This window comes from Rhodoferax sp. ZS1R25 (genome assembly GCF_056521335.1).
Window position 1 is genome coordinate 116,059 of record NZ_JBWMAZ010000002.1, and the last position, 23,228, is coordinate 139,286.

At 63.7% G+C, this 23,228-nt stretch carries 27 protein-coding genes; 16 read left to right on the forward strand and 11 right to left on the reverse strand.

Features of this window, described 5'->3' with window-relative positions; genetic code table 11:
* The first annotated feature begins 29 nt into the window (after positions 1-29).
* From cobN to AC097R_RS11395, 4 genes are read left to right on the forward strand one after another with little or no spacing between them, the layout of a single operon-like run.
* A complete protein-coding gene (gene cobN / locus AC097R_RS11380; RefSeq protein WP_479598225.1) occupies positions 30-4,076 on the forward strand; it encodes a cobaltochelatase subunit CobN in 4,047 nt (1,348 codons plus the stop codon).
* Positions 4,073-5,005, forward strand: coding sequence for a ChaN family lipoprotein (locus AC097R_RS11385; RefSeq protein WP_479598226.1), 933 nt, complete (start codon positions 4,073-4,075; stop codon positions 5,003-5,005). The genes cobN and AC097R_RS11385 overlap by 4 nt, the downstream gene beginning before the upstream one ends.
* A 9-nt stretch (positions 5,006-5,014) precedes the next feature.
* On the forward strand, positions 5,015-5,506 hold the full coding sequence (locus tag AC097R_RS11390; RefSeq protein ID WP_479598227.1) for a MotA/TolQ/ExbB proton channel family protein: 492 nt from the start codon (positions 5,015-5,017) through the stop codon (positions 5,504-5,506).
* Between the two features lie 2 nt (positions 5,507-5,508).
* Positions 5,509-5,817 (forward strand): DUF2149 domain-containing protein, encoded by a 309-nt coding sequence (locus AC097R_RS11395; protein WP_081708677.1) that lies wholly within the window; start codon positions 5,509-5,511, stop codon positions 5,815-5,817.
* Between the two features lie 55 nt (positions 5,818-5,872).
* Here the strand turns inward: AC097R_RS11395 and AC097R_RS11400 are convergent, their stop codons facing one another.
* Positions 5,873-6,259 (reverse strand): DUF4345 domain-containing protein, encoded by a 387-nt coding sequence (locus AC097R_RS11400; RefSeq protein ID WP_479598228.1) that lies wholly within the window; start codon positions 6,257-6,259, stop codon positions 5,873-5,875.
* Complete coding sequence (locus AC097R_RS11405) at positions 6,256-6,684, reverse strand: LIC_13387 family protein (protein ID WP_479598229.1); 429 nt, start codon at positions 6,682-6,684, stop codon at positions 6,256-6,258. Before AC097R_RS11405 ends, AC097R_RS11400 begins: the two co-directional genes overlap by 4 nt.
* 97 nt (positions 6,685-6,781) lie before the next feature.
* Here AC097R_RS11405 and AC097R_RS11410 point away from each other — a divergent pair, with 97 nt between their 5' ends.
* Positions 6,782-7,405, forward strand: coding sequence for a TetR/AcrR family transcriptional regulator (locus AC097R_RS11410; RefSeq protein ID WP_479598230.1), 624 nt, complete (start codon positions 6,782-6,784; stop codon positions 7,403-7,405).
* Here AC097R_RS11410 and AC097R_RS11415 read toward each other — a convergent pair.
* Positions 7,398-8,246 carry a hypothetical protein gene (locus AC097R_RS11415; protein ID WP_479598231.1) on the reverse strand — a complete coding sequence of 283 codons (849 nt, stop codon included), beginning with the start codon at positions 8,244-8,246 and terminating at the stop codon, positions 7,398-7,400. The genes AC097R_RS11410 and AC097R_RS11415 overlap by 8 nt on opposite strands.
* Here AC097R_RS11415 and AC097R_RS11420 point away from each other — a divergent pair.
* From AC097R_RS11420 to AC097R_RS11435, 4 genes are all read left to right on the forward strand, one after another.
* Positions 8,245-8,625, forward strand: coding sequence for a 2OG-Fe(II) oxygenase family protein (locus AC097R_RS11420; RefSeq protein WP_479598232.1), 381 nt, complete (start codon positions 8,245-8,247; stop codon positions 8,623-8,625). The two genes, AC097R_RS11415 and AC097R_RS11420, sit on opposite strands and share 2 nt — an antisense overlap.
* Before the next feature lie 7 nt (positions 8,626-8,632).
* Positions 8,633-9,412, forward strand: a complete 780-nt coding sequence (gene rlmB, locus AC097R_RS11425; protein ID WP_479598233.1) for a 23S rRNA (guanosine(2251)-2'-O)-methyltransferase RlmB — start codon at positions 8,633-8,635, stop codon at positions 9,410-9,412.
* A gap of 21 nt (positions 9,413-9,433) precedes the next feature.
* On the forward strand, positions 9,434-9,793 hold the full coding sequence (locus AC097R_RS11430) for a hypothetical protein (protein ID WP_479598234.1): 360 nt from the start codon (positions 9,434-9,436) through the stop codon (positions 9,791-9,793).
* A gap of 89 nt (positions 9,794-9,882) precedes the next feature.
* Positions 9,883-10,644 (forward strand): SDR family oxidoreductase, encoded by a 762-nt coding sequence (locus AC097R_RS11435; RefSeq protein ID WP_479598235.1) that lies wholly within the window; start codon positions 9,883-9,885, stop codon positions 10,642-10,644.
* 37 nt (positions 10,645-10,681) lie between these two features.
* On the opposite strand, the gene AC097R_RS11440 is transcribed toward AC097R_RS11435, so the two are convergent.
* Together AC097R_RS11440 and AC097R_RS11445 are read right to left on the reverse strand one after the other, a co-directional pair.
* The gene (locus tag AC097R_RS11440; RefSeq protein ID WP_479598236.1) at positions 10,682-11,161 is read right to left on the reverse strand and encodes a VOC family protein; all 480 of its coding nucleotides are present in this window, start codon (positions 11,159-11,161) and stop codon (positions 10,682-10,684) included.
* 84 nt (positions 11,162-11,245) lie between these two features.
* Complete coding sequence (locus AC097R_RS11445; RefSeq protein WP_479598237.1) at positions 11,246-12,175, reverse strand: AraC family transcriptional regulator; 930 nt, start codon at positions 12,173-12,175, stop codon at positions 11,246-11,248.
* A 96-nt stretch (positions 12,176-12,271) separates the two neighbouring features.
* On the opposite strand from AC097R_RS11445, the gene AC097R_RS11450 reads away from it, so the two are divergent.
* The gene (locus tag AC097R_RS11450) at positions 12,272-13,018 is read left to right on the forward strand and encodes an SDR family oxidoreductase (protein WP_479598238.1); all 747 of its coding nucleotides are present in this window, start codon (positions 12,272-12,274) and stop codon (positions 13,016-13,018) included.
* Between the two features lie 3 nt (positions 13,019-13,021).
* Here AC097R_RS11450 and AC097R_RS11455 read toward each other — a convergent pair whose 3' ends face one another.
* The 6 genes from AC097R_RS11455 to AC097R_RS11480 all read right to left on the reverse strand — a co-directional run bounded on the left by AC097R_RS11455 (position 13,022) and on the right by AC097R_RS11480 (position 19,419).
* Positions 13,022-13,615 (reverse strand): chromate transporter, encoded by a 594-nt coding sequence (locus tag AC097R_RS11455; protein WP_479598239.1) that lies wholly within the window; start codon positions 13,613-13,615, stop codon positions 13,022-13,024.
* Positions 13,612-14,223 (reverse strand): chromate transporter, encoded by a 612-nt coding sequence (locus AC097R_RS11460; protein ID WP_479598240.1) that lies wholly within the window; start codon positions 14,221-14,223, stop codon positions 13,612-13,614. Before AC097R_RS11460 ends, AC097R_RS11455 begins: the two co-directional genes overlap by 4 nt.
* A 15-nt stretch (positions 14,224-14,238) precedes the next feature.
* Positions 14,239-15,063, reverse strand: coding sequence for a metal-dependent hydrolase (locus AC097R_RS11465; protein WP_479598241.1), 825 nt, complete (start codon positions 15,061-15,063; stop codon positions 14,239-14,241).
* Entirely contained in the window at positions 15,060-15,971 is a 912-nt protein-coding gene (locus AC097R_RS11470; protein ID WP_479598242.1) for a lipase family alpha/beta hydrolase, read from the reverse strand. The genes AC097R_RS11465 and AC097R_RS11470 overlap by 4 nt, the downstream gene beginning before the upstream one ends.
* Before the next feature lie 13 nt (positions 15,972-15,984).
* Positions 15,985-18,144 carry a 3-hydroxyacyl-CoA dehydrogenase NAD-binding domain-containing protein gene (locus tag AC097R_RS11475; RefSeq protein WP_479598243.1) on the reverse strand — a complete coding sequence of 720 codons (2,160 nt, stop codon included), beginning with the start codon at positions 18,142-18,144 and terminating at the stop codon, positions 15,985-15,987.
* Positions 18,145-18,213: 69 nt separating this feature from the next.
* Positions 18,214-19,419, reverse strand: coding sequence for an acetyl-CoA C-acetyltransferase (locus tag AC097R_RS11480; RefSeq protein ID WP_479598244.1), 1,206 nt, complete (start codon positions 19,417-19,419; stop codon positions 18,214-18,216).
* A gap of 122 nt (positions 19,420-19,541) precedes the next feature.
* Here AC097R_RS11480 and AC097R_RS11485 point away from each other — a divergent pair, with 122 nt between their 5' ends.
* From AC097R_RS11485 to AC097R_RS11510, 6 genes are all read left to right on the forward strand, one after another.
* Positions 19,542-20,705: an acyl-CoA dehydrogenase family protein gene (locus AC097R_RS11485; RefSeq protein ID WP_479598245.1), complete on the forward strand. Its 1,164-nt coding sequence runs from the start codon at positions 19,542-19,544 to the stop codon at positions 20,703-20,705.
* A gap of 23 nt (positions 20,706-20,728) precedes the next feature.
* A complete protein-coding gene (locus tag AC097R_RS11490) occupies positions 20,729-21,172 on the forward strand; it encodes a hypothetical protein (RefSeq protein ID WP_479598246.1) in 444 nt (147 codons plus the stop codon).
* A gap of 49 nt (positions 21,173-21,221) precedes the next feature.
* Complete coding sequence (locus tag AC097R_RS11495; RefSeq protein WP_479598247.1) at positions 21,222-21,764, forward strand: glutathione peroxidase; 543 nt, start codon at positions 21,222-21,224, stop codon at positions 21,762-21,764.
* A 156-nt stretch (positions 21,765-21,920) separates the two neighbouring features.
* A complete protein-coding gene (locus tag AC097R_RS11500; RefSeq protein ID WP_479598248.1) occupies positions 21,921-22,064 on the forward strand; it encodes a hypothetical protein in 144 nt (47 codons plus the stop codon).
* A gap of 45 nt (positions 22,065-22,109) precedes the next feature.
* The gene (locus tag AC097R_RS11505; RefSeq protein WP_479598249.1) at positions 22,110-22,562 is read left to right on the forward strand and encodes a DUF4864 domain-containing protein; all 453 of its coding nucleotides are present in this window, start codon (positions 22,110-22,112) and stop codon (positions 22,560-22,562) included.
* Between the two features lie 44 nt (positions 22,563-22,606).
* Positions 22,607-23,215, forward strand: a complete 609-nt coding sequence (locus AC097R_RS11510) for a hypothetical protein (RefSeq protein WP_479598250.1) — start codon at positions 22,607-22,609, stop codon at positions 23,213-23,215.
* Positions 23,216-23,228: the final 13 nt, after the last annotated feature.

A 23,228-nucleotide genomic window follows, 5' to 3' on the forward strand; every position in this document is an offset into this window, starting at 1 on the left:
TTTATGTTGGGTTTACGTTGATGAATGGCTTGAAACATCGTGGTCTCTGGTCGCGCCTGGGTGCGGGGTTTCTCCTGTACCTGGCGCATGCACTGCTGTGGCCGTCCCTCAGCGTCGCCGCCTCCCTGCTGTTCGTCACCTCCAGCCCCATCACCCCCGGCAAGTTCAAGGTGTTGTCCGATGCCGCTGCGCCCTATGGCGTGAAGGTGGAGGCGAAGTTCATTGAGAAGCTGGGTGCGGTAGATGGCCGTCTGTGGGCCGGGTATGACATGGTGTTTTTCGATGCCCCGCGGGACCACATCCAGGAGGCGATTGCCGCGAAGGTGAACGACGTGTTGCCCGCGTTGGCTCAGGCCAAGACGCCTACGCTGTGGCTGCACACCAGCAAGCCGCTGTGGCAGAACCTGCCCGATGACCTGGCACGGCGTCTGCATGGTTATTACGTGAACGGAGGGCGGGCCAACAGCGCGGGCTTCTTTGCCACCGTGGCGGCTTATCTGGGCAAGAAGCCTTGGGCCGCTATTGCACCGCCGCAGATCTTTCCTACCACCGCCATCTACCACCCCAAGGCACCTTCGCTGGTGTTTGCCGACACTGCTGCCTACTGGCGCTGGAAGGGCAACATCAAGGGCAAGCCGGTGGTGGCCATTGCGTTCCACCAGCAGGCCATTGCCGCAGAGCAGACGGGCATGATCGATGACCTCATCGCGCGCATTGAGGCGGCGGGTGGGGTCTCGCTGGCTTTCTACAGCCCGGTGATGGACAGCAACCTGGTACCCCTGCTGGCACCGCAGGGCAAGACGCAGCCCGATGTGCTGATCAACACCCAGATCATGCTGAACCCTGAGGGGCGGCGTGCCGAGTTTGAAAAGCTGGGAATTCCCGTGATCCAGGCCATGGCCTACCGCAAGGGCAGCGCCGATGCCTGGTGGAACGACACCGTAGGCGTGTCACTGATGGACGTGCCGTTTTACCTGGCACAGCCCGAGTTTGCGGGCGTGCACGACATCCAGGTGGCGGCCGCCACCGGGGCCAACGACCAGTTGCAGCCCATTCCCGAGCAGGCCGATGCGGTGGTGGGCAAAGCCATGGCCTTGGCGCGGCTTGCGCATTCTGCCAATGCGGACAAGAAGGTGGCGGTGATGTACTGGAACTACCCGCCCGGCGAGAAGAACCTGGGCGCCTCCTTCATGAACCTGCCCACCAGCCTGCAGAGCATGCTGACGGCGATGAAAGACGCCGGCTACCGCACCGAGGTGCCAGACGCCATACAACTCACACGTAACTTGCAGCGCCTGCTAACCCCGTTTTACCGGCCTGGCAGCGTGACCGAAGAAATGGAAGCGCTGGTGCGCGATGGTCTGGCCGAACTGATGCCGCTGGCCACCTACAAGAAATGGCTGGCCAGCCTGCCCGAAACGCGGCGCGAGGTCTGGACCGCGGCCGTGGGCCAGCCGGACAAGTCAGTGTTCCTGGTGCGGCGCAATGGGGAGGCCTTTTTTGCCATTCCCCGCCTGAAGCTGGGCAACGTGAGCATCCTGCCGCAGCCGCCACGGGGCGAGCCCCTGGGTGGCGGCCTGTATGCCAAGAACAAGGACATCTACCACTCCAGCAGCGCGGCCCCCCCGCATTCCTTCATGGCCAGCTACCTGTGGACGCGTGAGCAGCTCAAGGCCGACGCGCTGATCCACTTTGGCACCCATGGCACGCAGGAGTGGCTGCCTGGCAAAGAACGTGGGCTGTGGGCCTATGACTACCCGCACATGGCGCTGGGCAATGTACCGGTGATCTACCCCTATATCGTGGACAACATTGGCGAAGCCGTACAGACCAAGCGGCGCGGCCGGGCAGTGAACATCAGCCACCAAACTCCCCCGTTTGCGCCTGCGGGCCTGCACGATGTGCTGACCAAGCTCCACGATGACCTGCACGCCTGGCTGGCCCAGGACACGGGTGCGGTGAAAGAAAAACTGCATGCGCAAATTGCCGCCACGGTGCTGAAGGAGCACATAGACCGTGATATGGGCTGGACCACCGCGCGCATGGAGCGCGAATTCCCGGCCTTCATCGACGAATTGCACAACCACCTGCATGAGCTTGCGCAGAGCGTGCAACCGCTTGGCCTGCATACGTTTGGCAAGGGTTCGGACGAGCAGGGCCGCCTCTACACCGTGCTGATGATGCTGGGCATGCCGTTCTGGGAGGCTACCGCCACCTTCATCGATGGCAACGACCTGGAGGCGGATGAAGCCATCATTGCCGACTACGCCAAGATGACGCAGACGGGCCCCTACAAGCTGTTGGTCAAGCACGTGGTGCAGGGCCAGCCCACCGATGGCCTGCCGCCCAAGCTAAAAACCATGGTGGAGCAAGCCCGCCGCTGGTATGGGGACTTGCAGGCCGAAGGCGAAAACGCGGGCCTGCTTGCTGCGCTGAGCGGCCGCTACATCCACACCTCTTACGGGGGCGACCCCATCAAGAACCCTGACAGCCTGCCTACCGGGCGCAATCTGTATGGCTTTGACCCCTCCCGTGTGCCCACCAAGGCCGCGTGGACGGCGGGTAAGGAGGCGCTGGACAAGCTCGTGGCCGCGCACAAGCAAAAGACGGGTGTGACGCCTTCCAAGTTCACTTTCACGCTGTGGTCGGTAGAGACCATGCGGCACCAGGGCATGCTTGAAGCCCAGGCCCTGTGGGCCATGGGCGTTGAACCCGTGTGGGACGCAGGTGGCCGCGTCACTGACGTGAAACTGGTGCCACGGAAGGAGCTGGGCCGTCCACGCATTGACGTAGTGCTGTCGGCCACCGGCTTGTACCGCGACCACTTCCCCAATGTGATGAAGCAGCTGACCCGCGCCGCCCAGCTGGCCGCGCAGGCCATCGACGAAGCCGACAACGCCGTGGCAACCAACACCCGCACCGTGGCCCGCCAGCTGGTGGCCCAGGGTTGGCGCGCGGATGCGGCGCAGCGCGCGGGTGAGACGCGCGTGTTCTCCGCGGCATCGGGCAACTACGGCACGGGCCTGGACGACGCGGCTCTGGCCACCGACACCTGGAAAACCAAGGAGGAGGGCGACCGCAAGATGGCCGAGCTCTACCTGCGCAAGATGCAGTTTGCCTACGGCCCGGATGAGGCCGATTGGGGTAAGAGCGGTGCCGACCTGGCGCGTGAGGCCGGTGGCAGCAGCGGTGGTGCGAGCCTGAACCTGTATGCCTCGCACCTCAAGGGCACGCAGGCTGCGGTGCTGGCGCGGGCGTCCAACCTCTACGGCATGCTCACCACCGACGATCCCTTCCAGTACCTGGGCGGCATCGCCACCGCAGTACGCTACCTGGATGGCAAGGCGCCCGAGCTGTTCATCTCCAACCTGCGTGGCGCGGGCTCGGGCAAGGCCGAAGAAGCCGGCGCCTTTCTGGCCAAAGAGCTGGCCACGCGCAACTTCCACCCCGGCTACATCCAGGGCCTGATGAAAGAGGGCTACGCGGGCACGCTGGAGGCGTTGGACGGCATCAACAACTTCACCGGTTGGACCACGGTGGCGCGCGAGATCGTGCGCGATGACCAGTGGCAGGCGTTTGCTGATGTGTATGTGCGCGACAAGCACCAGCTCGGTATTCGCCAGTGGATGGAGCGCGAAAATCCCCACGCACTGGCGCAGATGATGGAGCGCATGCTGGAGATGGCGCGCCAGGGCTACTGGCAGGCCGACGCCGCCACGGTGGACGAACTGAAGGACCGCTACAAGGACCTGGCCAAACGCTTCGACGTGCGCAGCAACAACCAGACCTTCCAGGCGTTTGTGGGCCTTTCCGGCTACGGCCTGAGCCAGCCCGTGGACGGCGCAGTGACGCAGGCGGCTGCGCCTCCTGCAGCCCGCCAGGCTGCCGCTGCACAGCCAGCGCCGGCGGCCGACACACCCAAGGGGCCTGCGCCCCCACCGCTGATCGAAGGCATGAAGCTGGAGAAAGTGGCCGAACCCGTGGTGCAGGCACTCAGCGCGATGCTGTTGCTGGCCATGGGGCTGCTGGTGATGACGCCAGCGGTTGGCGCCTGGCGGCAATGGAGAAAAGCATGACCCACCGCTACGCAGTGGGCTGCGTACGGCTGTGCCTGGGTCTCAGCCTGGGGGCGTGCAGCCTTGTTTACGCGCAAACACCCCAGCCTTTACCCGGGCGCATCTGGGACACCCAGGCCGGCCAGTTCATCACCGAAGACGCGCTCTACCAGCGCGCCGCCGCCGCACGCTACGTACTGCTGGGCGAAAAGCATGACAGCGAAGCCCACCATGCACGCCAATTGGATGTGCTCAAGGGCCTGGCTGCACTGGGTCGCAAGCCGGCCTTGGCCATGGAGCAATTGGACTCTGAGCACCAGGCTGCGCTAACCCAAGCCCAGGCCATGGGTCTGGCGGACGCAGAAGGCCTGGCCGATGCGGGACAGCTCAACCGCAAGGGCTGGCGCTGGCCCCAGTACAAAGCGCTGATTACCTTTGCCGCCGAGCAGCAGTGGCTGCTGCTGGCCGCCAACCTGTCGCGTGCCGAGGCACGACCCATTGCCCTGGGGCAGGTGGTTCCTGCGCTACCCGTGCCCGGCGCAGCGCAGCTGGCCGCGCTGGAAGACGATGTGGTGCAAGGCCACTGCGGTCAGCGGCCCGAGCCTGCGCGGCTGAACGGCATCGTGGCCGCGCAGCGTGCCCGCGATGCGCGCATGGCCCAGGCGCTGGACGCTGTGCCCGGCTCGGTGGTGCTGGTGGCCGGTGCGGGCCATGTACGCTCCGACCGCGCCGTGCCGCGTTACCTGGCAGAGCCCAGCCGAGCCCTGGCCATTGCACTGGTAGAGGCCAACGACCACAAGCCCCAGCCCACCGACTACGACCAGGCAGGCTTTGACCTGCTGTGGTTCACCGTTGCAGGCGAAGAGCGCCCCGACCCCTGCGCTGCGCCATTGCCGGGTCTGGCGGCTCCTGCTACTCCTTTAACCCCATCCCCCAATACCAAGCCTTAAGGACACCCCATGAGCCAAAGCTCGATGATTGAAATTTTTATGTACCAGGTAGGGCAGCTGTTTTTGCTGCCCGTGCTGAGCCTGGTGGCCCTGTTGTTTGTCTACGCACTGTATGTGCTGGGCTCGTTCACCGTGCAGGCGCTGCAGCGCCGCAACGCGGGCACCTCGGGCGGTTTTCCGCTGCTGCGCCATGTGGAAAAGAACCCTGGCGCCACGGAAGACGAACTGGACCTGTTTGCCCACAAGCTGCTGGAACCCGAACGCCTGGCCAGCCGCATTGCGCCCATGCTAGGTCTGGTGGGCACCATGATTCCCATGGGCCCCGCGCTCAAGTCGCTGTCAGACGGCAACCTGGCCCAGGTGTCGGGCAGCCTGACGGTGGCGTTTTCTGCGGTGATCCTGGCGCTGATTGCCGCCAGCATCACCTACTGGGTGGCCAACGTGCGCCGCCGCTGGCTGGCCGAAGAGTTGGTAACCCTGCAGAAGAGGAAAGCAGCATGAGTTTGAAGCTGTTGCACGAACCCGAGAACGACGACCCCATCCTGTCGGTGGTCAACATCATCGACATCTTCCTGGTCATCATCGCCGCGCTACTGATCACCGTGGCGCAAAACCCCATGCTCAATGCCTTCAGCAAGCAAGACGTGACCGTGATCACCGACGCCGGCAAGCCCACCATGGAAATGATGGTGAAAAAGGGCGAGAAGATCGAGCGTTACAAGTCCAGCGGCCAAATCGGCCAGGGCGAGGGCGCCAAGGCGGGCACCGCCTACCGCATGAAGGATGGCGGTATTGTCTATGTGCCGGAGTAGCTGTTTATAGAAAAAATAGGCCGCTAGCCCCCGTGGAGTATGCGCGAGCAGCTATCTAATTGGTAGCATGCTTGCGCTGCCACCAGACAAATAACGGCGCGCCCACGATCTCCAGAACGGTAAAGCCCACAAACGGCAGCAGCGGCAGTCCTACCAATAGCAGCGATGCCAGCCGGCCCACGCCGCCCAGAAAAATCATCAGCCACACCGCGCGGAATAGCGCCGTCTCGGTGGCAATGCGCGGCACCAGCCACCACACGCTCAGGCCCAGACCCAGCCATACGCCGCCCAGAAAACGCATATTGCTGTCCAGCGTTGCATCGCGCGGCAGGGCCAGCGCGGCGTACAGCGGGTCGCTCAGCCCCAGCATGGTGACCAGGCCGGTGGCCACTGGCACCGCACCCAACAGGGCGGTGGTGATTTGCAGTTGGCGCAGGCTCATGGTTGCACCTGCACCCATGTGGCCAGCAGGCCGGCCGCAAACAGCACGCAGGCCAGCGCGATGCCGCGCCGCGGAATGCTGAACCAGTAGCGTCGCGCCAGCGCCAGGTAGGCCAGCAGCGTGCCCATGCCCAGCGCCAGCAAAAACACCGACTGCTGTAACAGCACCGTGTGTTGCGTGGCCAGGAAACCAAACACCAGCCCAAACAGCATGGCACCCAGGCTGTGGCTGGCGTTAAAGCCCTTCACCGCCCGCCACACTGTGGTCTCGCGCGTCAGCACCGGGTGCGTGGCCTGCATGGCCAGGGTGGTGGCCGCATCGTGCGGATGCAGCTTGCTGCCGTGGAAGGTGTAGAGCAGGTGGATGCTACCTAGCAGCCCCACCACGGTGGCGCTGGAGGCGAAGAGCAGGGCGGCGAGTGGCATGGCGGTTCCTTCGAAAACATCGGTAGATGGGTTATCTTTACAAGAGAAAGATTGGCTACATATTGCACCCTTATCTTTCGCATGTCAAGATAGCGCCATGCTCTCTGCAAAACGCACCCCCAAGCCACCGCCCAAGCCCTACCACCATGGCAATCTGCGTGAAACCCTGCTGGCCGCGGCTGATGCGGTTCTGGCCGAGCGCGGGGCCCAGGGCCTCACGCTGCGCGATGTGGCCAAGGCCGCGGGCGTTTCACACGCCGCGCCGTACCACCATTTCGCCAGCCTGAACGACCTGCTGGCCGCCGTGGCCGAGCGTGCGTTCGGCCTGCTGGCCCAGGCGCTGGAACAAGCCGCTGCCGAGTCGGACACGGCTGAGCGCATGCTGAAGATCAATGACGCCTATGTGGCCTGCGCCGTGGCGCGGCCGGCCCAGTTCCGCCTCATGTTTGGCCCGCTGCTGGCGCGCAAGCAGGACTACCCCGCGTTCAAAGTCGCGGCCGAACGCGCCTTTGGCGTGGTGCTGGCCGCCGCCTGCGCCCACGACCCCCAGCGTGGCCCAGAGCTGGCGCTGACCGGCTGGAGCCTGGCCCACGGTCTGAGCAACCTGCTGATCGACGGCGCGCTGGAAGGGTTGCCGATTGCAGTGGGGCCTGGCCAAGCGCTGGCACGGCAGTTGGCGGTGCGGGCACTCGGCATCACTGACAAGCAATTGATCAATTAACTTTTTTGATGACTTTCGCGGTAGCGGGCTGTTCGTTTTTCAGGTTCCGGACCCAGACCGCGGAGTACTCTGGGGTAACTTCTCCTGCAATCTCATAGATGCCATTCGCTTCTGGAGAAAAATCGACAACGCCTTCTGCCAGGACGTTTTCCCTGGCATCTGGTTTGGCATCCACTGAGTTGCGATACAGCTGAAGTTTGATCTTCATGACAACTGCGGGTATTTGGTCGCCGACGCAACGTGCCGGGACTGCATCTCCACGTCTGAATGCTTCACCTTGGCATTGAGAGGGAAGTCGCGGCGCTCCGTAAATCTCGCTGAAGTTAAACCACAAAATGGTTTTTGCATTTTCCATTTTCCCAACGCCACGAATTTGGGCAATCGGACCGCCGTAGGCGTTGGGATCCTGATCCGCCGCAACACACGTCGGGCCCAAATAACTGAAAGCTTTGATTTTTCCGTCAGCGGATGCCTGCAGCGTAATCTCGCACCATAGGATTAGTTTTTCTTCTGCAATTTCTATTTCTTTGGGTTCACGTTGGAAGCGGTACCGTTTGAAACCTGGTTGGTTGCCATCTTCGATGTTCAAAGGTTCGCCCCACTTGGTAACAAGGTCCTCTATCTTGGAACCGACAAGCGATTGCATGTATTTTTTGAAGGCAGCCTCTGTTTTGGGGCCTTGCGATTGGCTCTGACTTGGGTCCGCCGTAAATATTCCGATGGCGAATGCGAGTAAAAAGCGGCTTAGCACGAAAGTTTGGAATCGAAGTTGCATGGTGAGGATGAATAAGTTTTTTTCCTGCTGCATCCTAAACAGATTCATCGGATGATTTAAGAGCATGTTGTTTACTCGTTTCTTTGCCTACTGTCGGACCGCCTTCCGCTGGCAGCGCGGCCGCCAGGGCACGGGCTACGACAAGATGCTGCTGCTCACCGCGCGCTGGCCGCTGCCGTTTGACAGCTACCTGATCCGCTACCCCGAGGGCTCTGAGATCCCGCCGCACACCGACCCCGTGCAGGCCGGGCGCCACTACCGGCTCAACATCGTGCTCAAGTCGCCGCGCTTGGGCGGTGAGTTTGTCTGCGCCACGCCCATTTACGCCAGCCGCCGCATCAAGCTGTTCCGCCCCGATGCCTGCGAGCACAGCGTGACCCGGGTGGTGGGTGGCAGCCGCTATGTGCTGTCGCTGGGCTGGGTGCTGAAGGCGAAGGCCCGATAATCGGGGCATGTCATCTCCCAAAGTGCTATTCGGCTTTCACGCCGTGGGCGTGCGCCTGAAGACCGCCCCCAAATCCATCATCGAAATCTTTTACGAGCCCACGCGCCGCGACGCGCGCATGCGCCAGTTTCTGGAAAAGGTGGCCGAAGCCGGCATCCGCGTGGTCGAGGCCGACGGCATGCGCCTGGCCAAGATTGCGGGCAGCCACGGCCACCAGGGCGTGGCTGCCCGTGTGCAGGAGATCAAGCAGGTCCATTCCCTGGACGAGCTGCTGGAAAACCTGGAAGCCGCCAACGCCGAGCTGCCTGCAGACCAGCGCACCAACCCGCTGATCCTGGTGCTGGACGGCGTGACCGACCCGCACAACCTGGGCGCCTGCCTGCGTGTGGCCGATGGTGCGGGCGCGCATTGTGTGATCGCCCCCAAGGACCACGCCGCCGGCATCAACGCCACCGTGGCCAAGGTGGCCAGCGGGGCGGCCGAGACCGTGCCCTACTTCATGGTGACCAACCTAGCGCGCACGCTCAATGAGCTGAAGGAACGCAACATCTGGATCATCGGCACCAGCGACCAGGCCACCAGCAACCTGTACCAGGCCGACCTGAAAGGTCCCGTGGCCCTGGTGCTGGGCGCCGAAGGCGACGGCATGCGCCAGCTCACCGCCAAGACCTGCGACCAGCTCGTCAGCATCCCCATGCAGGGTGCGGTGGAAAGCCTGAACGTGTCGGTGGCCAGCGGTGTGTGCCTGTACGAGGCGCTGCGCCAGCGCACCACGGCCGCCAAGTAATTCGAAATGCAGGGAGTGACGATGTTTGCTACGAAATCAGGAGCTGCTCGCGCAATATTGACGGGGGCTATAGCCGCTTTTCTCTTGATGGCCTGCACCCAGGAGCAGCAAAACAAGATCAGCCGCGACATCCAGAACTGGACCGGCACCAACGGCGTGCTGGAGTTCTACGCCGGCGACAAGCTGGTGCGCCGCTTTCTGAAGATCGACAAACTCAGCACCGCCATGGGCACCGAAGACGGCAAGCCGCGCAGCTACCGCTTTGGCTACGGCGTGCTGGACGAAAACCTGAACATGCAGGCCGACCCCGGCGAGAAGAAGGTGTATTTCGAGATCAGCGACTACGGGTCGAACTACATCTTTTTCGAGAACCCGCGCTAAGCACGCCCCACTGTCGCCCGGGTTACGCAAACAGGCCGCACCGCCGCGGCGCGCACCTAAGATCAGCCTCTTTTCTGCAGGAGGGGATGATGAACATGCGTTTTGACGACAAGGTGGTGCTGGTCACCGGCGGTGGTGGTGGCATTGGCAGAGCCAGTGCGTTGGCCTTTGCCCGCGCAGGGGCCAAAGTCGCCGTGACAGACCGGGACGTGCAGGCGGGACAAGATACCGCGGCGCAGGTGCTGGCCTTGGGTCAAGAGGCCATTTTCATTCAGGCTGATGTGGTGCACGCCGCGCAGGTGCAAGCCATGGTGGCACAGGTAGTAGCCCATTTTGGGCGACTGGATTGTGCGTTCAACAACGCCGGCATTGAAGAAGAGCACATGCGCTTGGCCGACTGCGAAGAAGCCACCTTTGACCGCATCATGGGTGTCAATGTCAAGGGTGTTTGGCTCTGCATGAAGTACCAGATTGCCCAGATGCTGGCCCAGGGCTGCGGCGCCATTGTGAACACCGCGTCGGTGGCAGGCTTGATCGGTGCGCCCAAGATGTCCGCCTACTGCGCCAGCAAGCACGCCGTCATCGGCCTCACCAAATCTGCCGCTGTGGAGTACGGGCGCAAGGGCATCCGTGTGAACGCTGTGTGCCCCGGTGTTATCCGCACGGTGATGTTTGAGCGTGCGGTGCAGGCAGACCCCAAGCTGGCAGGGACGGTAGCGGGCGCGCATCCCATCGGTCGCATCGGTGAGGTGGATGAGGTTGCCGCAGCGGTGCTGTGGTTGAGTTCGGACGCAGCCAGCTTTGTAACCGGCCATGCGCACACGGTGGACGGTGGCCTGACGTCGATCTGATGATCCTGCGCCGCTGAATCCGCGCGGAGCGGCTACCTCAGCCGCGCATGGCGGATTCGATGGCGGCGATGTCGATCTTCTTCATCTGCATCATGGCCGTGAACGCGCGCTTGGCGACCGCAGGGTCCGGGTTTGCGATGGCGGCCATCAGGATGCGCGGTGTGATCTGCCACGACAACCCCCATTTGTCCTTGCACCATCCACACTGGCTTTCCTGGCCGCCGTTGCTGACAATCGCATTCCACAGGCGATCTGTCTCGGCCTGGTCGTCGGTTGCGATTTGGAAGGAGAAAGCCTCGCTGTGTTTGAAGATGGGGCCACCGTTCAGTCCCAGGCAGGGGATGCCCATTACCGAAAACTCCACCGTCAGCACATTGCCCTCCTTGCCATTGGGGTAGTCGCCGGGCGCATGGTGCACCGCGCTTACCGCGCTGTCGGGGAAGGTCTCGGCGTAAAACTTGGCGGCTTCTTGGGCGCCGCCGTCGTACCAGATGCAAATTGTGTTTTTGCTGACCATCTTGGTTCTCCTGCAGAAATAGTGGCGATAGCAGTTTAGTCCTCGATGGCCGGCCTCTGTGTGCGGCAGTGCACGGTTGGCGGCTTAGTTCTGCATTTCTTCTACCCCGCTTCTGGCATACCGCCCAGGAGGCATACCCACATGGCGCGTGAAGGCCACGCCAAAGGCGCTGACCGAGCTGTAGCCCACGCGCTCGGCAATATCGGCGATCGCCAGTTCGCGTTGGCGTAGCAGTTGTTTGGCCAGCGCCATGCGCCAGGCCTGCAGGTATTCCATAGGCGTGACGCCGACGGCACGGCTGAAGCGGTCGAAGAAGGCGGAGCGCGACATGGCAGCTTCGCGCGCCAGTTGCTCAATGTTCCAGGGAGCCGCTGGGCGCTCGTGCATGCGGCGCAGCGCCAATGCCAGTTTGGCGTCGGCCAAGCCGCGCACCAGGCCCGGCGATGCCGCTGTGCTGGCGGTGGACCGCAACGCTTCGATCAGCAACACCTCCAGCAGGCGTGCCATCACGATGTCACGCGCAGGCCGGTCTGTGCGCGATTCGTCGCCCAACAACTGCACCAGCGTGGACAGCCGAGGCTCGCCCCGCACATGCACCCACTGCGGCAACAGCGGCACCAGCAGCTCGGCGTCCGGCGATCCCAGCACGCAGTTGCCTACCAGCATGCGCACGTCTACTGCGCCGTCCGGGTTGCCCACGCGCGCGCCACCGGGCATGGGGACGATGGCTGTGGTGACAGCTTCGTCCGCAAGAGGTGGCAGCCGGTCGATGCTGGACGTCGCAAAGCTGCGCGCTGCCGGGATCAGCGCAAAGTCCCCCGCGTTCAGCGTGATCGTGTCGCTTTGCGCCGGGCCATCGATCGTCAGGTGGCAGCTGCCCTCCAGCACCACAAAGTAAAACGGGCGGCCCATCTCGGTGCGGCGCACCGCCCAGGGTGCAGACGCCACCACGATCTTGGAAAACGGTGCGCCCGGCTGCAGGAGCGAAACGACTTCGGCCAGCGGATCAACCATATTGGATCATCTCAACAAAAAAATGGACATTTAAATATAGTAAGTCCGGATCATGGCACGTATCGTACGGACACCACCCACCCAAGGAGTTTTTTGATGTCTGCCATTTCCACTGTTCTTATCACCGGTTGCTCGTCGGGCTTTGGCCTGGAGACCGCCCGGTTCTTCCTCGACAAAGGCTGGCGCGTGGTTGCCACCATGCGCACGCCGCGCAAGGATCTGCTGCCAGCTTCAGATCGCCTGCGCGTGCTGGCGCTGGATGTGACCGACCCGGACAGTATCCGCCGCTGTGTGGAAGATGCCGGCCCCATTGATGCGCTGGTCAACAACGCTGGTGTGGGCCTGCTGGCTCCGCTGGAAGGCATAGCGCTGGCCCATGCGCGGGAGATCTTTGAGACCAACACGCTGGGAACCATCGCCATGACCCAGGCGGTGCTGCCTCAGTTCCGCCAGCGGCGTGCTGGCGTCGTGGTGAACGTGACTTCCAGTGTGACGCTCAAACCACTGCCACTGCTGTCGGTTTACACCGCCAGCAAAGCCGCAGTCAATGCGTTCACGGAGTCATTGGCGCTGGAGTTGGAGCCCTTCGGTGTGCGTGTGCGCCTGGTGCTGCCGGGTAGAGCGCCCAGTACCAGCTTTGGTGCTAACGCCCGCCCCCGCATGGAGGGCAGCATGCATGAGGCGTATGCCGACTTCACGCAACAAGTGTTTGCGGCCGTGCGCGACACGGCCACACCGGTCACTTATTCAGAGGACGTTGCAGAAGCGGTGTGGCGCGCGGTGACCGATACGGCCGCGCCAATGCAGCTACCGGCAGGTGCTGATGCGGTAGCACTGGCCTAGCCGCTAAACCCACCCCACCCATCCCGCAACCGCCCCCGCGCCCAGCAGCCACAAAATGTGGATGCGGGTCTTCCAGATCACCACGGTGGTGACGGCGGTGACGGCCCAGAGGGTGAGGTGGTGGTCTTCGGCCTTGTGGTTGGCGGCCAGCAGCCAACCGGTGGCCACCAGCAGCGCAATCACGATGGGGGCCATGCCCTGCTTGAAGGCGCGCACGGCGCGCATCCCGCGGTTGCGATGACCCCAGCGCGACGCGGTGAAGGTGAGGATGGAGCTAGGCAGCATGATGCCGAAGAGCGTGATGCAGACACCGGCCAACGCGCAGGCCAGGCCCACCCAGCCGGCGGCCAGGCCACCGGCGGCATTGAGCCCCAGGTTCCAGCCCAGCAGGGGCACAAACAGGATGTTGGGCCCGGGCGCCGCTTGGGCCAGTGCGATGCTGGAGGTGAACTGCTCATCACTGAGCCAGCCTTGCTCCACCACCAGAAAGCGCTGCATGTCGGGCGCCGTGGTGATGGCACCCCCCACGGCAAGGATGGACAGCGAGGCGAAGTGCAGAAACAGGTTCAGCCAATCGGCCGCGTGCAGGGTGATCATGGAGCATCCTTCTTCGCGGCCAGCTTCACGGCCCGGCCCAGGCACACATAAGCCCAGCTGCAGCACAGGCCGCCAATGCCCAGCAGCACCCAGGCCAGCGGCACGCGCAAGAAGGCAACCGCCACAAAGGTGGCGACCAGCGCAGCCACGCAGGCCGCCATGCCCATGACATTGGTTTTGAGCGCCGTGACCAGGCGCAGGCCAGCCGCTCCGATCAGCCCAGCGGCCACCGCACCCATGCCGCGCAGCGCGCCCTGGGCCTGCGGGTTGTCGGCCACGCCAGCAAATGCGGCCGCCATCAGCAGCACGATGACTAGCGGAAAGAGCAGCATGCCCGCCACGCCGACCAGCGCACCGCGCCAGCCAAAGTAGCGGTCGCCCAGCATGAGCGAGAGATTCACCACGTTGGGGCCGGGCAGGATCTGGGCGACCGCCCAATCTTCGACAAACTCTTCAGGCGTAAGCCACTGCTTCTTGTCCACCAACTCGCGCTGCACCACGGCCAGCACGCCGCCAAAGCCCTGCAGGGCGAGCAGCGAGAAGGCAACAAACAATTCGGTCTTGGAACGGGGGCCGGGGCGGGGAGAGAGTGGGGTGCTGGGTGGCATGCAGGGGATCGGGGCTTAGGCGGGTTGCCCCACCACGGTGAATTGCGCCCTATTGTCGCGCAGCCACTGCAGCGATCGCGTGGTGTCCTGCTGGCGGGGATGGAAATCTTCGCGCAGGTAGGCGCGCCACAGCGCCCGGTTGCTGGAGATGATGCCTGCCTTGCCAAACAGGAACTGGCTCGCGCTGCGCCAGGTGCTCCATCGGAATAGCGCGCCGTCGTGCCACAGGTTGCGAAGGGTCTGGCGCGTCACATCGGCAAAAAAGGTGAGTGTGATGTAACGGAACAGGCGCAGGCGCCATTCGTGGTTGCCGCCTATGGCCTGGTACACATCAAACGCGGTGCTGCAGTGCTCCGACTCTTCGGCGCTGTGCCACAGCCACAGGGTTTTCAGGCGGTCTTCGCTGCCTTCCAGCGCCTCGGGGTGGGCCAGCATCCAGTCGGCAAAGATGGCGGTCAGGTGTTCGGTGGCCGCGGTGGCGGCGACGTGGATGCGCACATCGCGGTGGGCATTGGCTTGCAAGCGCCTGGCGGCCCGACGTTCCAGCGCGTTGTCAAAGCCCTGCTGTTCCAGATGCCCGTTGAACAGCGCGTGGATGCGGCGGTGCGTGGCCTCTTGGCCCACAAAACCTTGCACCTCGGCGGCAAAGCGCTGGCGTTGGTCCTCGGGCAGGGTCTTGAGCCCGGCGCGCACTGAGTCCATGAAGTACTGCTCGCCAATCGGAAAGCTCATGGACAGCGCGTTGAAGAAGGCCGAACGAAATGCGTCGCCCCCATTCCAGCGCACGGCAAAGGGCGTGTTCAGGTCAATCAGCAGTTTGCGAACCACGAGGTCGGTCATGGGGAGGCTCCGGGAGAAGAAGGGTGCAGGCCGTGCAGCTGGGTCAGCAGCCATTGGATCACGGTGGCATCGGTGCACAGCTGCACGTGGCCCACGCCGTCAAACACGGTGGGCGTGATGCCGGCCAGGGTTTGGGCGCGCTGGGGGTATACGATGTTGTCTTGCGGGGTCAGGGCAATGCGCAGCAGGCTGCGTTGCTCTGCGGACTCGGAGGCGGCCAGTTCTTGCAGCCAGGCACTGTTCAAGTCCATCTGCCGGCCGTTGGGGGTGCGCGGGTGCGCATCGATCTGCGTGCCCGCATGCGGCGTGCCCAGCGTGATGGCGCGCGCCACCTGGGTGGTGCCGTGTGCGCGCATCCACGCGCGAATGGCCAGGCCGCCCATGCTGTGGCCCACCAGCAGCACCTGGGCCGTGCCCGCATGCTGGCGCAGGGCCTGCACCGCGGCGTCCACGATGGGGGCGTAATTGTCGATAGAAGTGAAGACCGGCTCCAGGTTCACCGCCAGCACCGCATGGCCCTGGGCGCGCAGCTGCGTGGCCACCGGGTCCCACAGCCGGTGGTTGCACAGGTAGCCATGCACCAGCACCACGGGCAATTGGGGGGTGCCGCCCGTGGCGGGCAGCACGGTGGGGGCGTGCAGGGTCCAGGGTTGGCGCAGCACAAAGGTCTGGAATTCGGCCACCGTCTCGCCCAGCCAGGCACGCCACCAGTGCGCGGCAGGTTCGCCCGCCGCGCGGGACTTGAGGGCCGATACCAGGTTCACTAGCACCAGCGTGGCGCAGGGCAGGGCGACAGCCCCTAGCAGCAACCACACCGCCCCGCCATACGACCGCGATGCGGCCCAGCCCAGCAGCGCGCCCAGCGCCATTTGGGTGAACAGGATGCGGCGTAGCAGGCGGGCGAGCATGGTGGCGTAGGTCTCAATACTGGGGTTGGCGGCGGCGGATGGCGGCTTTCACATCATCGCTCAGTGCAAAGCCCGGGCCATAGTGCGCGGCCAGTTCCGCGGCACGTGCCTCAAACGCCTCCACCCCCATGCCATAGATGAACTGCATCGCGCCACCGGTCCAGGCCGGAAAGCCGATACCGAAGATGGAGCCGATGTTGGCGTCGTGCACACTGGTCAGAACGTTTTCCGACAGGCAGCGCGCGGTCTCCACGGCTTGGCGGTAGAGCAGACGGTCTTTGAGGTCGGTGATGGCCCAGGGCGCATCGGCCTTCTCAAACAAGGGCTTGAGCTGAGGCCAGAGGAATTTCTTGGCGCCTTTTTCGGTGGGGTATTCATAGAAGCCCGCACCGCCCGCACGGCCGGGGCGCTCATGTTGGCGCACCATTTTTTCCACCACCCGCTCGCCCGGTGTGGGTGTGTAGGTCTTGCCTTCGGCCTCCAAGTCCTTCTTGGTCTGCTCCATCACATGCAGGCTCAGCGTGAGTGCGGTTTCGTCCAGCACGGCCAGCGGGCCCACGGGCATGCCGCACTGGATGCCAGCGTTCTCAATCGCCGCAGCGGGGATGCCCTCAAGCAGCATGGCCGCGCCTTCCATCACAAAGGTGCCAAACACGCGGCTGGTAAAGAAGCCGCGCGAATCGTTCACCACGATGGGGAACTTGCCCAGCGCCTGCACATAGTCATAGGCGCGGGCTACGGTCTCGTCGTCGGTCTGCTTGCCCTTGATGATTTCCACCAGCTTCATCTTGTCCACGGGGCTGAAAAAGTGGATGCCGATGAACTTCTTGGGTTTGGCGCTGGCCGTGGCCAAACCGGTGATGGGCAGGGTGGAGGTGTTGGAGGCGAAGAAGCCGCCGGGCGCGAGCAGCGGCTCGGCCTCCTGCGTCACGCGGGCCTTCAGCTCGCGGTTCTCAAACACGGCTTCGATGATGAGGTCGCAGCCCTGCAGGTCTGCCGCGCTGCCGGTGGGCTGGATCAGGTCGAGGATGGCCTGCTGCGCCTCGGGTTTCATGCGGCCCTTGTCCACGCGGCCTTGGGTGATTTTGGCGCTGTAGCTCTTGCCCAGGTCGGCTTTCTCCTGGCTCACGTCCTTGAGCACCGTGGTGATGCCTTTGCTGGCCTGGCTGTAGGCAATGCCGGCGCCCATCATGCCGGCGCCCAGCAGGCCCACCTTGGCGGGCTTGAAGCGTGGCACGCCGGCCGGGCGGCTCTGGCCGCTCTTGATGGCGTTGAGGTTGAAGAAGAAGGTATTGATCATGGCCTTGGCCTGTGGGCCGGACATGAGCTTGGCCAGGTAGCGGCTCTCAATGCGCAGCGCGGTCTCCAGGTCCACCTGCAGGCCTTCCACCATGCAGGCGATGATGGCTTCGGGTGCGGGGTACAGACCGCGGGTGTTCTTCTTGATGACGGCGGGCACCACGGGCAGCATGCCAGCCACGGCGGGCGAGGAGGGCAGGCCGCCGGGCACCTTGTAGCCCTTGGCCTCCCAGGGGTGCTGGGCGTTGGGGTTGGCGGCAATCCAGGCCAAGGCCTTGGCTTTCATCTCGGCCGCGGCATCGGCGCCGGGCGCCACCAGCTCGTGCACCAGTCCCAGGCCCTTGGCCTCGGCGGGGCTGAAGGTCTTGCCCTCCACCAGGTAGGGCTGTGCGCCCATCAGGCCCAGGTGGCGCGTCATCTTGGTCACGCCGCTGGCGCCGGGCAGCAGGCCCAGCGTCACCTCGGGCAGGCCAAACTGGGTTTTCTTGTCGTCCACGGCAATGCGGTAGTGGCCCACCAGTGCCACCTCCCAGCCGCCGCCCAGCGCCGTGCCGTTGAGCAGGCTGACCACGGGTTTGCCCAAGGTCTCGATGGTGCGGAAGTTCTTCTTGACGCGCTCGATCTCTTCAAAGATGCGCGGTGCATCCGCTGGCGTCAGGCGCATGGCGGCCTTGAGGTCGGCGCCGGCAAAAAAGGTGGTCTTGGCGGACGCCAGCAGGATGCCGGTGATGCTGTCCTTGTCCTGCAGCACGCGGGCGGCCACGGCGTCCATGTCTTCCTGCCACTGCAGGCACATGGTGTTGACGGGGGAGTCCGGTTCGTCGAAGGTGATGGTGGCAATGCCGTGGGCCAGCGAATATTGGATGGTTTTCATGGAGGATGCCTGCTATGAAATAAGGAGCTGTTCGCGCAATGAATACGGGGGCTAGAGGCTTAAAATGCCTCAAAGTCGCTCGACAATGGTGGCAATGCCCATGCCACCGCCCACACACAGCGTGGCCAGGCCATAGCGCAGCTTGCGGCGGTGCAGCTCGTCGATCAGCGTGCCCAGAATCATGGCGCCCGTGGCACCCAGCGGGTGGCCCATGGCGATGGCGCCGCCGTTCACGTTCACCTTGTCGTGCGGCACCTTCATCTCCTTCATGAAGCGCATCACCACGGCGGCAAAGGCCTCGTTCACTTCAAAGAGGTCAATGTCGTCCACGGTCAGGCCCGCCTTGGCCAGCGCCTTACGCGTGGCGGGCATGGGGCCGGTGAGCATGATGGTGGGGTCGGCACCGCTGAGTGCCGTGGCCACAATGCGTGCGCGTGGTGTCAGGTTGTGGGCCTTGGCCGCAGCCTCGTTGCCCACCAGCACGGCGGCGGCGCCGTCCACGATGCCCGACGAGTTGCCCGCGTGGTGCACATGGTGGATGCGCTCCACCTGCGGGTAGCGCGTGAGCGCCACGGCGTCAAATCCCATGCCGCCCATGTCCGCAAATGCGGGCTTGAGCCCGGCCAGGCCTTCCAGTGTGGTGCCGGGCTTGATGAATTCGTCGCGCGCCAGAATGGTCTGGCCCAGTGCGTCCTTTACGGGCAGCACCGACTGGTCAAAGTAGCCTGCCGCTTGTGCCTTGGTGGCGCGGCGTTGTGATTCGAGCGCATAGGCATCCACATCGGCGCGGGTGAAGCCTTCCAGCGTGGCGATCAGGTCGGCGCCAATGCCTTGCGGCACAAACAGGGTTTGCGAATTGGTCTCGGGGTCCATGGCCCAGGCGCCGCCGTCGGAGCCAATCGGCACGCGGCTCATGCTCTCCACGCCGCCAGCCACGACCAGGTCTTCCCAGCCCGAGCGCACTTTTTGCGCCGCCATGTTCACGGCCTCCAGGCCGGAGGCGCAGAAGCGATTGATCTGCACGCCCGCCGCCTGAAAGTCCCAGCCCGCCTTGAGCGCGGCCACCTTGGGGATGACGGAGCCCTGGTCGCCCACGGGGGAGACCACGCCCATCACCACGTCATCCACGCGCGCGGTGTCGAACTTGTGGCGCTGCTGCAGGTCAGTGAGCAGGCCAGCCAGCAGGGTGACCGGCTTGACCTCGTGCAGGCTGCCGTCTTTCTTGCCCTTGCCGCGCGGGGTGCGGATGGCGTCAAACACAAATGCTTCGCTCATGGGGTGTCTCCTCGGGTTATTTGCGCAGGGCGGGGCCTGCCCTCATCGGCTGGAATGCAGTATATTCTTTTTACCAAGCAAATGCTTTGTAAAAATATTGTCACAGATCCGAGGGCATCCCCATGATTGAACGCACCCTGTTTTCCCCCGACCACGAGTCCTTCCGCGACAGCTTTCGCCGCTTCATGGAGAAGGAGATTGCGCCCTTTCACGCCGAATGGGAAGAGCAGGGCTATGTGGACCGCGCCGTGTGGAACAAGGCCGGCGAAAACGGCTACCTGTGCATGACCATGCCCGAGGAATATGGCGGCTCGGAGGCCGACAAGCTGTACTCGGTGATCCAGATGGAGGAGCTGGCGCGCGGCGGCTTCACCGGCATAGGCTTTGGGCTGCACAGCGAGATCGTGGCGCCGTACATCCTGCACTACGGCACGGCCGAGCAAAAGGCCAAATACCTGCCCAAGCTGGCCAGCGGCGAGATGGTGGGCGCCATTGCCATGAGCGAGCCCGCTGCGGGCTCGGACCTGCAGGGCATCAAGGCCACCGCCCTCCAGCAGGCCGATGGCAGCTACCTGCTCAACGGCAGCAAGACCTTTATCACCAACGGCTGGCATGCGGACCTCGTGGTGGTAGTCGCCAAGACCAACCCGGCCGCAGGCGGCAAGGGCACCAGCCTGCTCCTGGTGGAGCGCGGCATGCCGGGCTTCAGCGTGGGCCAGCGGCTCAAAAAGCTGGGCATGAAGGCGCAGGACACGTCGGAGCTGTTCTTTGACAACGTGCGCGTGCCGGCCAACAACCTGCTGGGCGGCAAAGCGTATGAAAACAAGGGCTTCATCTGCCTGATGGAGCAGCTGCCCTGGGAGCGGCTGCAGATCGCCATTGGCGCGGTCGCAGCATCGCAGGCCGCCATTGACTGGACGGTGGACTATGTGAAAGAGCGCAAAGTGTTTGGTCAACCCGTGGCCAGCTTCCAGAACACGCGCTTCACGCTGGCCGAGCTGCAAACCCAGGTGCAGGTGGCGCGCGTGTTTGTGGACAAGTGTTGCGAGCTGATCTGCCAGGGCACGCTGGACACGGCCACGGCAAGCATGGCCAAGTACTGGACTACCGACCTGCAGTGCAAGGTGATGGACGAGTGTGTGCAGTTGTTTGGTGGCTATGGCTATATGTGGGAATACCCCATCACCCGCGCCTATGCCGATGCACGCGTGCAGCGCATTTACGGCGGCACCAACGAGATCATGAAAGAGGTGATCACGCGGTCCATGGGGCTGGGCGCGAAGTAGGGCGCTCGGTACACTGGGGCGCCATGAACCCGCTCGATTATTTGCCCCATGCCGGCCCCGGCAATGCCCGCACCGATGCCGCGCTGGATCGCCTGCGCAAGGCCATGGCGGACATCACTTTAGACATTGGGAAAAACCAGGGCGTCTACCCGTTCAACCACGGCCGCGTCACGCAGTCCGAACTCTGCCGGCGTGCCGATGTCAAAAAGGCCACGCTGCAAACGCCGCTGCACAAAGACACTACCCGGGTGCAGGTCCTGGCTTGGCTGGAGGCGGTGACTGCCACGCTCGCCCAAACCCGCGATGGCACGCGCGAGCGTGTGACCGTCGTGGCAGACCAGCTTTCAGCCGAGCTCACCCGCCTGGGCGACGAGCTGCAGGCCGCGCTGCTGCAGCTGGGCATTGCAGAGCAGGCGCTGGAAGCACTGGAACATGAGAACGCTGGATTGCGGGCACAACTACGGTGAGGGACGCCACATGCGCATGCGACATCTGATTGTTTTCTGTGGATTTCTCATGGCCAGTCTGTCCATGGTGCCGGTCGCGGCCCTGGCACAGGGCGCACCAAAAGCGGCACCCGCTTGTCCGGCCTTGCTACAGCACCAGTTCCCTCGCTTGCAGGACGACAGTCCGCAGAACTTGTGCCAGTACGCCGGCAAGGTGGTGCTGGTGGTCAATACCGCCAGCTACTGCGGGTTTACCAGCCAGTACCAAGGCCTGGAGGCCCTGTATGCCAAGTACGAAAAACGGGGGCTGGTGGTGCTGGGTTTTCCCTCCAACGACTTTGGCCAGCAGGAGCCAGGTTCGTCCAAAGACATTGCCGACTTTTGCTTCAACACCTACGGCGTGAAGTTCCCGATGTTCTCCAAATCTACGGTATCCGGCGCACAGAAAAATGCCCTGTACGCAGCACTGGGCAAGGCCACGGGCAGCACGCCGCAATGGAATTTTCACAAATACCTGCTGGACCGCAGCGGGAAGGTGGTCGCCACTTTTCCCAGCGAAGTGGACCCGCAAAGCCCCAAGCTCGTTGCAGCGTTGGAGCGCGCACTGCAGTAAGTCGATCGCCAACAGGCGTGTCTGCCTTTTCCGCTGGTTGTCTGATTCATGCTGAAAATGGCACCACAGTTGCCCAGCCTTGGCACAACTTGCTAATATGGTTGCACCACTAGTGGGGGATGGCCAATGACTTACGTACGGCAGCCTAGCAAATCCTTGACACCACCCGCCCAGTCGCGCCCGCCGCGGCTGACGGTCTTCCAGCGAGAGCTGCAGCGCCACATGAAGTGCAGCGCCCAGCAAGCCGCCTGGATGGACGCACTGGCGAGCCTGAACAGCCCATCCAAACTCGACCACTGAACGCTTCGGTGGACCTTGCAGGGTTTTGACGTCGGAGGTACCCCTATGGACAAGTGCTCTGTTGGATTTTCCAGGTTGTTGTCGCAATGCCTTCTGCTGTTTTCGTTGGCGTTTGGGGCGGTTGCAGCCCATGCCGAGGGGCTGAGCCCCAAAGACGAAAAGCAAGTTCTCAGCGTGGTGCGCAGCCAGCTGGATGCCTTCGCGCAGGACGATGCAGACAAGGCCTTCTCGTACGCGGCGCCCAATATCCGCAACCTGATGGGCACCGCGGCACGCTTCATGGCGATGGTGCGCAACCAATACGAGGTGGTGTACCGGCCCGCGTCCACCATCTTCCTCAAACCAGTGGGTGATGCGAGCGAGGCTGTGCTCAAGGTGCAGCTGACCGAAGAAGACGGTACGCCCTGGATCGCGATCTACACGCTGCAAAAGCAGAAGAACAAATCCTGGCGCATCACCGGTTGCGCCGTGAGCCCGGCCACCGGCACCATGGTGTGAGTCAGGGGGTAGACTGTTCCGAGTTATTCCACCGGAGCACTTGAATGCGCAGTCCTTCCCGCCGTTTTTTCAGCCTGGCGCTGTGCTTGGCCACCACTGTGGCACTTGCCCAAACCGCGCCGCCACCGCTACGCCTGCGTGGCGTGGTGCAGCAGGTCAGTGCCACCACACTGACGCTCAAGGAGAGCAATGGCGAGGTGATCGAACTGGCTGCCCCGCCGGGGTTGGTGGTGTCTGAGGTGTACCCGATCACACTGGCCGACATTCAGCCCGGCAGCTTCATCGGTACCGCCGCGTTGCCACAGACCGATGGCACACAGCGTGCCATTGCGGTTACCGTATTCCCCGAGGCCTCACGGGGACTGGGTGAGGGCCACCGGCCCTTTGACCTGCAACCCCAAAGTACCATGACCAATGCCACGGTGGACCAGGTGGTGTCTGGCGTGTCTGGCCGCACACTGCAACTGAAGTACAAAGGCGGTGAAAAGACCATTGTGGTGCCGCCCGAGGCGCCCATCGTCACCTTCCGCCCCGGGGATCGCAGCCTGTTGGTGCCCGGTGCCAGTGTGTCGCTGTCAGCCCAGGCGCTGGACGGTGTGCCCACGGTGCTGCGCATCAGCGCTGGGCGCAATGGCTTTCAGCTGCCGTACTGATACGGGTATTCTG

Excerpts from the sequence above, each read along its gene's own strand:
- AC097R_RS11385 (WP_479598226.1), top strand. The coding sequence starts at position 4,073 with ATGACCCACCGCTACGCAGTGGGCTGCGTACGGCTGTGCCTGGGTCTC.
- AC097R_RS11390 (WP_479598227.1), top strand. The coding sequence starts at position 5,015 with ATGAGCCAAAGCTCGATGATTGAAATTTTTATGTACCAGGTAGGGCAG.
- AC097R_RS11400 (WP_479598228.1), bottom strand. The coding sequence starts at position 6,259 with ATGAGCCTGCGCCAACTGCAAATCACCACCGCCCTGTTGGGTGCGGTG.
- AC097R_RS11405 (WP_479598229.1), bottom strand. The coding sequence starts at position 6,684 with ATGCCACTCGCCGCCCTGCTCTTCGCCTCCAGCGCCACCGTGGTGGGG.
- AC097R_RS11410 (WP_479598230.1), top strand. The coding sequence starts at position 6,782 with ATGCTCTCTGCAAAACGCACCCCCAAGCCACCGCCCAAGCCCTACCAC.
- AC097R_RS11420 (WP_479598232.1), top strand. The coding sequence starts at position 8,245 with ATGTTGTTTACTCGTTTCTTTGCCTACTGTCGGACCGCCTTCCGCTGG.
- AC097R_RS11415 (WP_479598231.1), bottom strand. The coding sequence starts at position 8,246 with ATGCTCTTAAATCATCCGATGAATCTGTTTAGGATGCAGCAGGAAAAA.
- rlmB (WP_479598233.1), top strand. The coding sequence starts at position 8,633 with ATGTCATCTCCCAAAGTGCTATTCGGCTTTCACGCCGTGGGCGTGCGC.
- AC097R_RS11430 (WP_479598234.1), top strand. The coding sequence starts at position 9,434 with ATGTTTGCTACGAAATCAGGAGCTGCTCGCGCAATATTGACGGGGGCT.
- AC097R_RS11435 (WP_479598235.1), top strand. The coding sequence starts at position 9,883 with ATGAACATGCGTTTTGACGACAAGGTGGTGCTGGTCACCGGCGGTGGT.
- AC097R_RS11440 (WP_479598236.1), bottom strand. The coding sequence starts at position 11,161 with ATGGTCAGCAAAAACACAATTTGCATCTGGTACGACGGCGGCGCCCAA.
- AC097R_RS11445 (WP_479598237.1), bottom strand. The coding sequence starts at position 12,175 with ATGGTTGATCCGCTGGCCGAAGTCGTTTCGCTCCTGCAGCCGGGCGCA.
- AC097R_RS11450 (WP_479598238.1), top strand. The coding sequence starts at position 12,272 with ATGTCTGCCATTTCCACTGTTCTTATCACCGGTTGCTCGTCGGGCTTT.
- AC097R_RS11455 (WP_479598239.1), bottom strand. The coding sequence starts at position 13,615 with ATGATCACCCTGCACGCGGCCGATTGGCTGAACCTGTTTCTGCACTTC.
- AC097R_RS11460 (WP_479598240.1), bottom strand. The coding sequence starts at position 14,223 with ATGCCACCCAGCACCCCACTCTCTCCCCGCCCCGGCCCCCGTTCCAAG.
- AC097R_RS11465 (WP_479598241.1), bottom strand. The coding sequence starts at position 15,063 with ATGACCGACCTCGTGGTTCGCAAACTGCTGATTGACCTGAACACGCCC.
- AC097R_RS11470 (WP_479598242.1), bottom strand. The coding sequence starts at position 15,971 with ATGCTCGCCCGCCTGCTACGCCGCATCCTGTTCACCCAAATGGCGCTG.
- AC097R_RS11475 (WP_479598243.1), bottom strand. The coding sequence starts at position 18,144 with ATGAAAACCATCCAATATTCGCTGGCCCACGGCATTGCCACCATCACC.
- AC097R_RS11480 (WP_479598244.1), bottom strand. The coding sequence starts at position 19,419 with ATGAGCGAAGCATTTGTGTTTGACGCCATCCGCACCCCGCGCGGCAAG.
- AC097R_RS11485 (WP_479598245.1), top strand. The coding sequence starts at position 19,542 with ATGATTGAACGCACCCTGTTTTCCCCCGACCACGAGTCCTTCCGCGAC.
- AC097R_RS11490 (WP_479598246.1), top strand. The coding sequence starts at position 20,729 with ATGAACCCGCTCGATTATTTGCCCCATGCCGGCCCCGGCAATGCCCGC.
- AC097R_RS11495 (WP_479598247.1), top strand. The coding sequence starts at position 21,222 with ATGGCCAGTCTGTCCATGGTGCCGGTCGCGGCCCTGGCACAGGGCGCA.
- AC097R_RS11505 (WP_479598249.1), top strand. The coding sequence starts at position 22,110 with ATGGACAAGTGCTCTGTTGGATTTTCCAGGTTGTTGTCGCAATGCCTT.
- AC097R_RS11510 (WP_479598250.1), top strand. The coding sequence starts at position 22,607 with ATGCGCAGTCCTTCCCGCCGTTTTTTCAGCCTGGCGCTGTGCTTGGCC.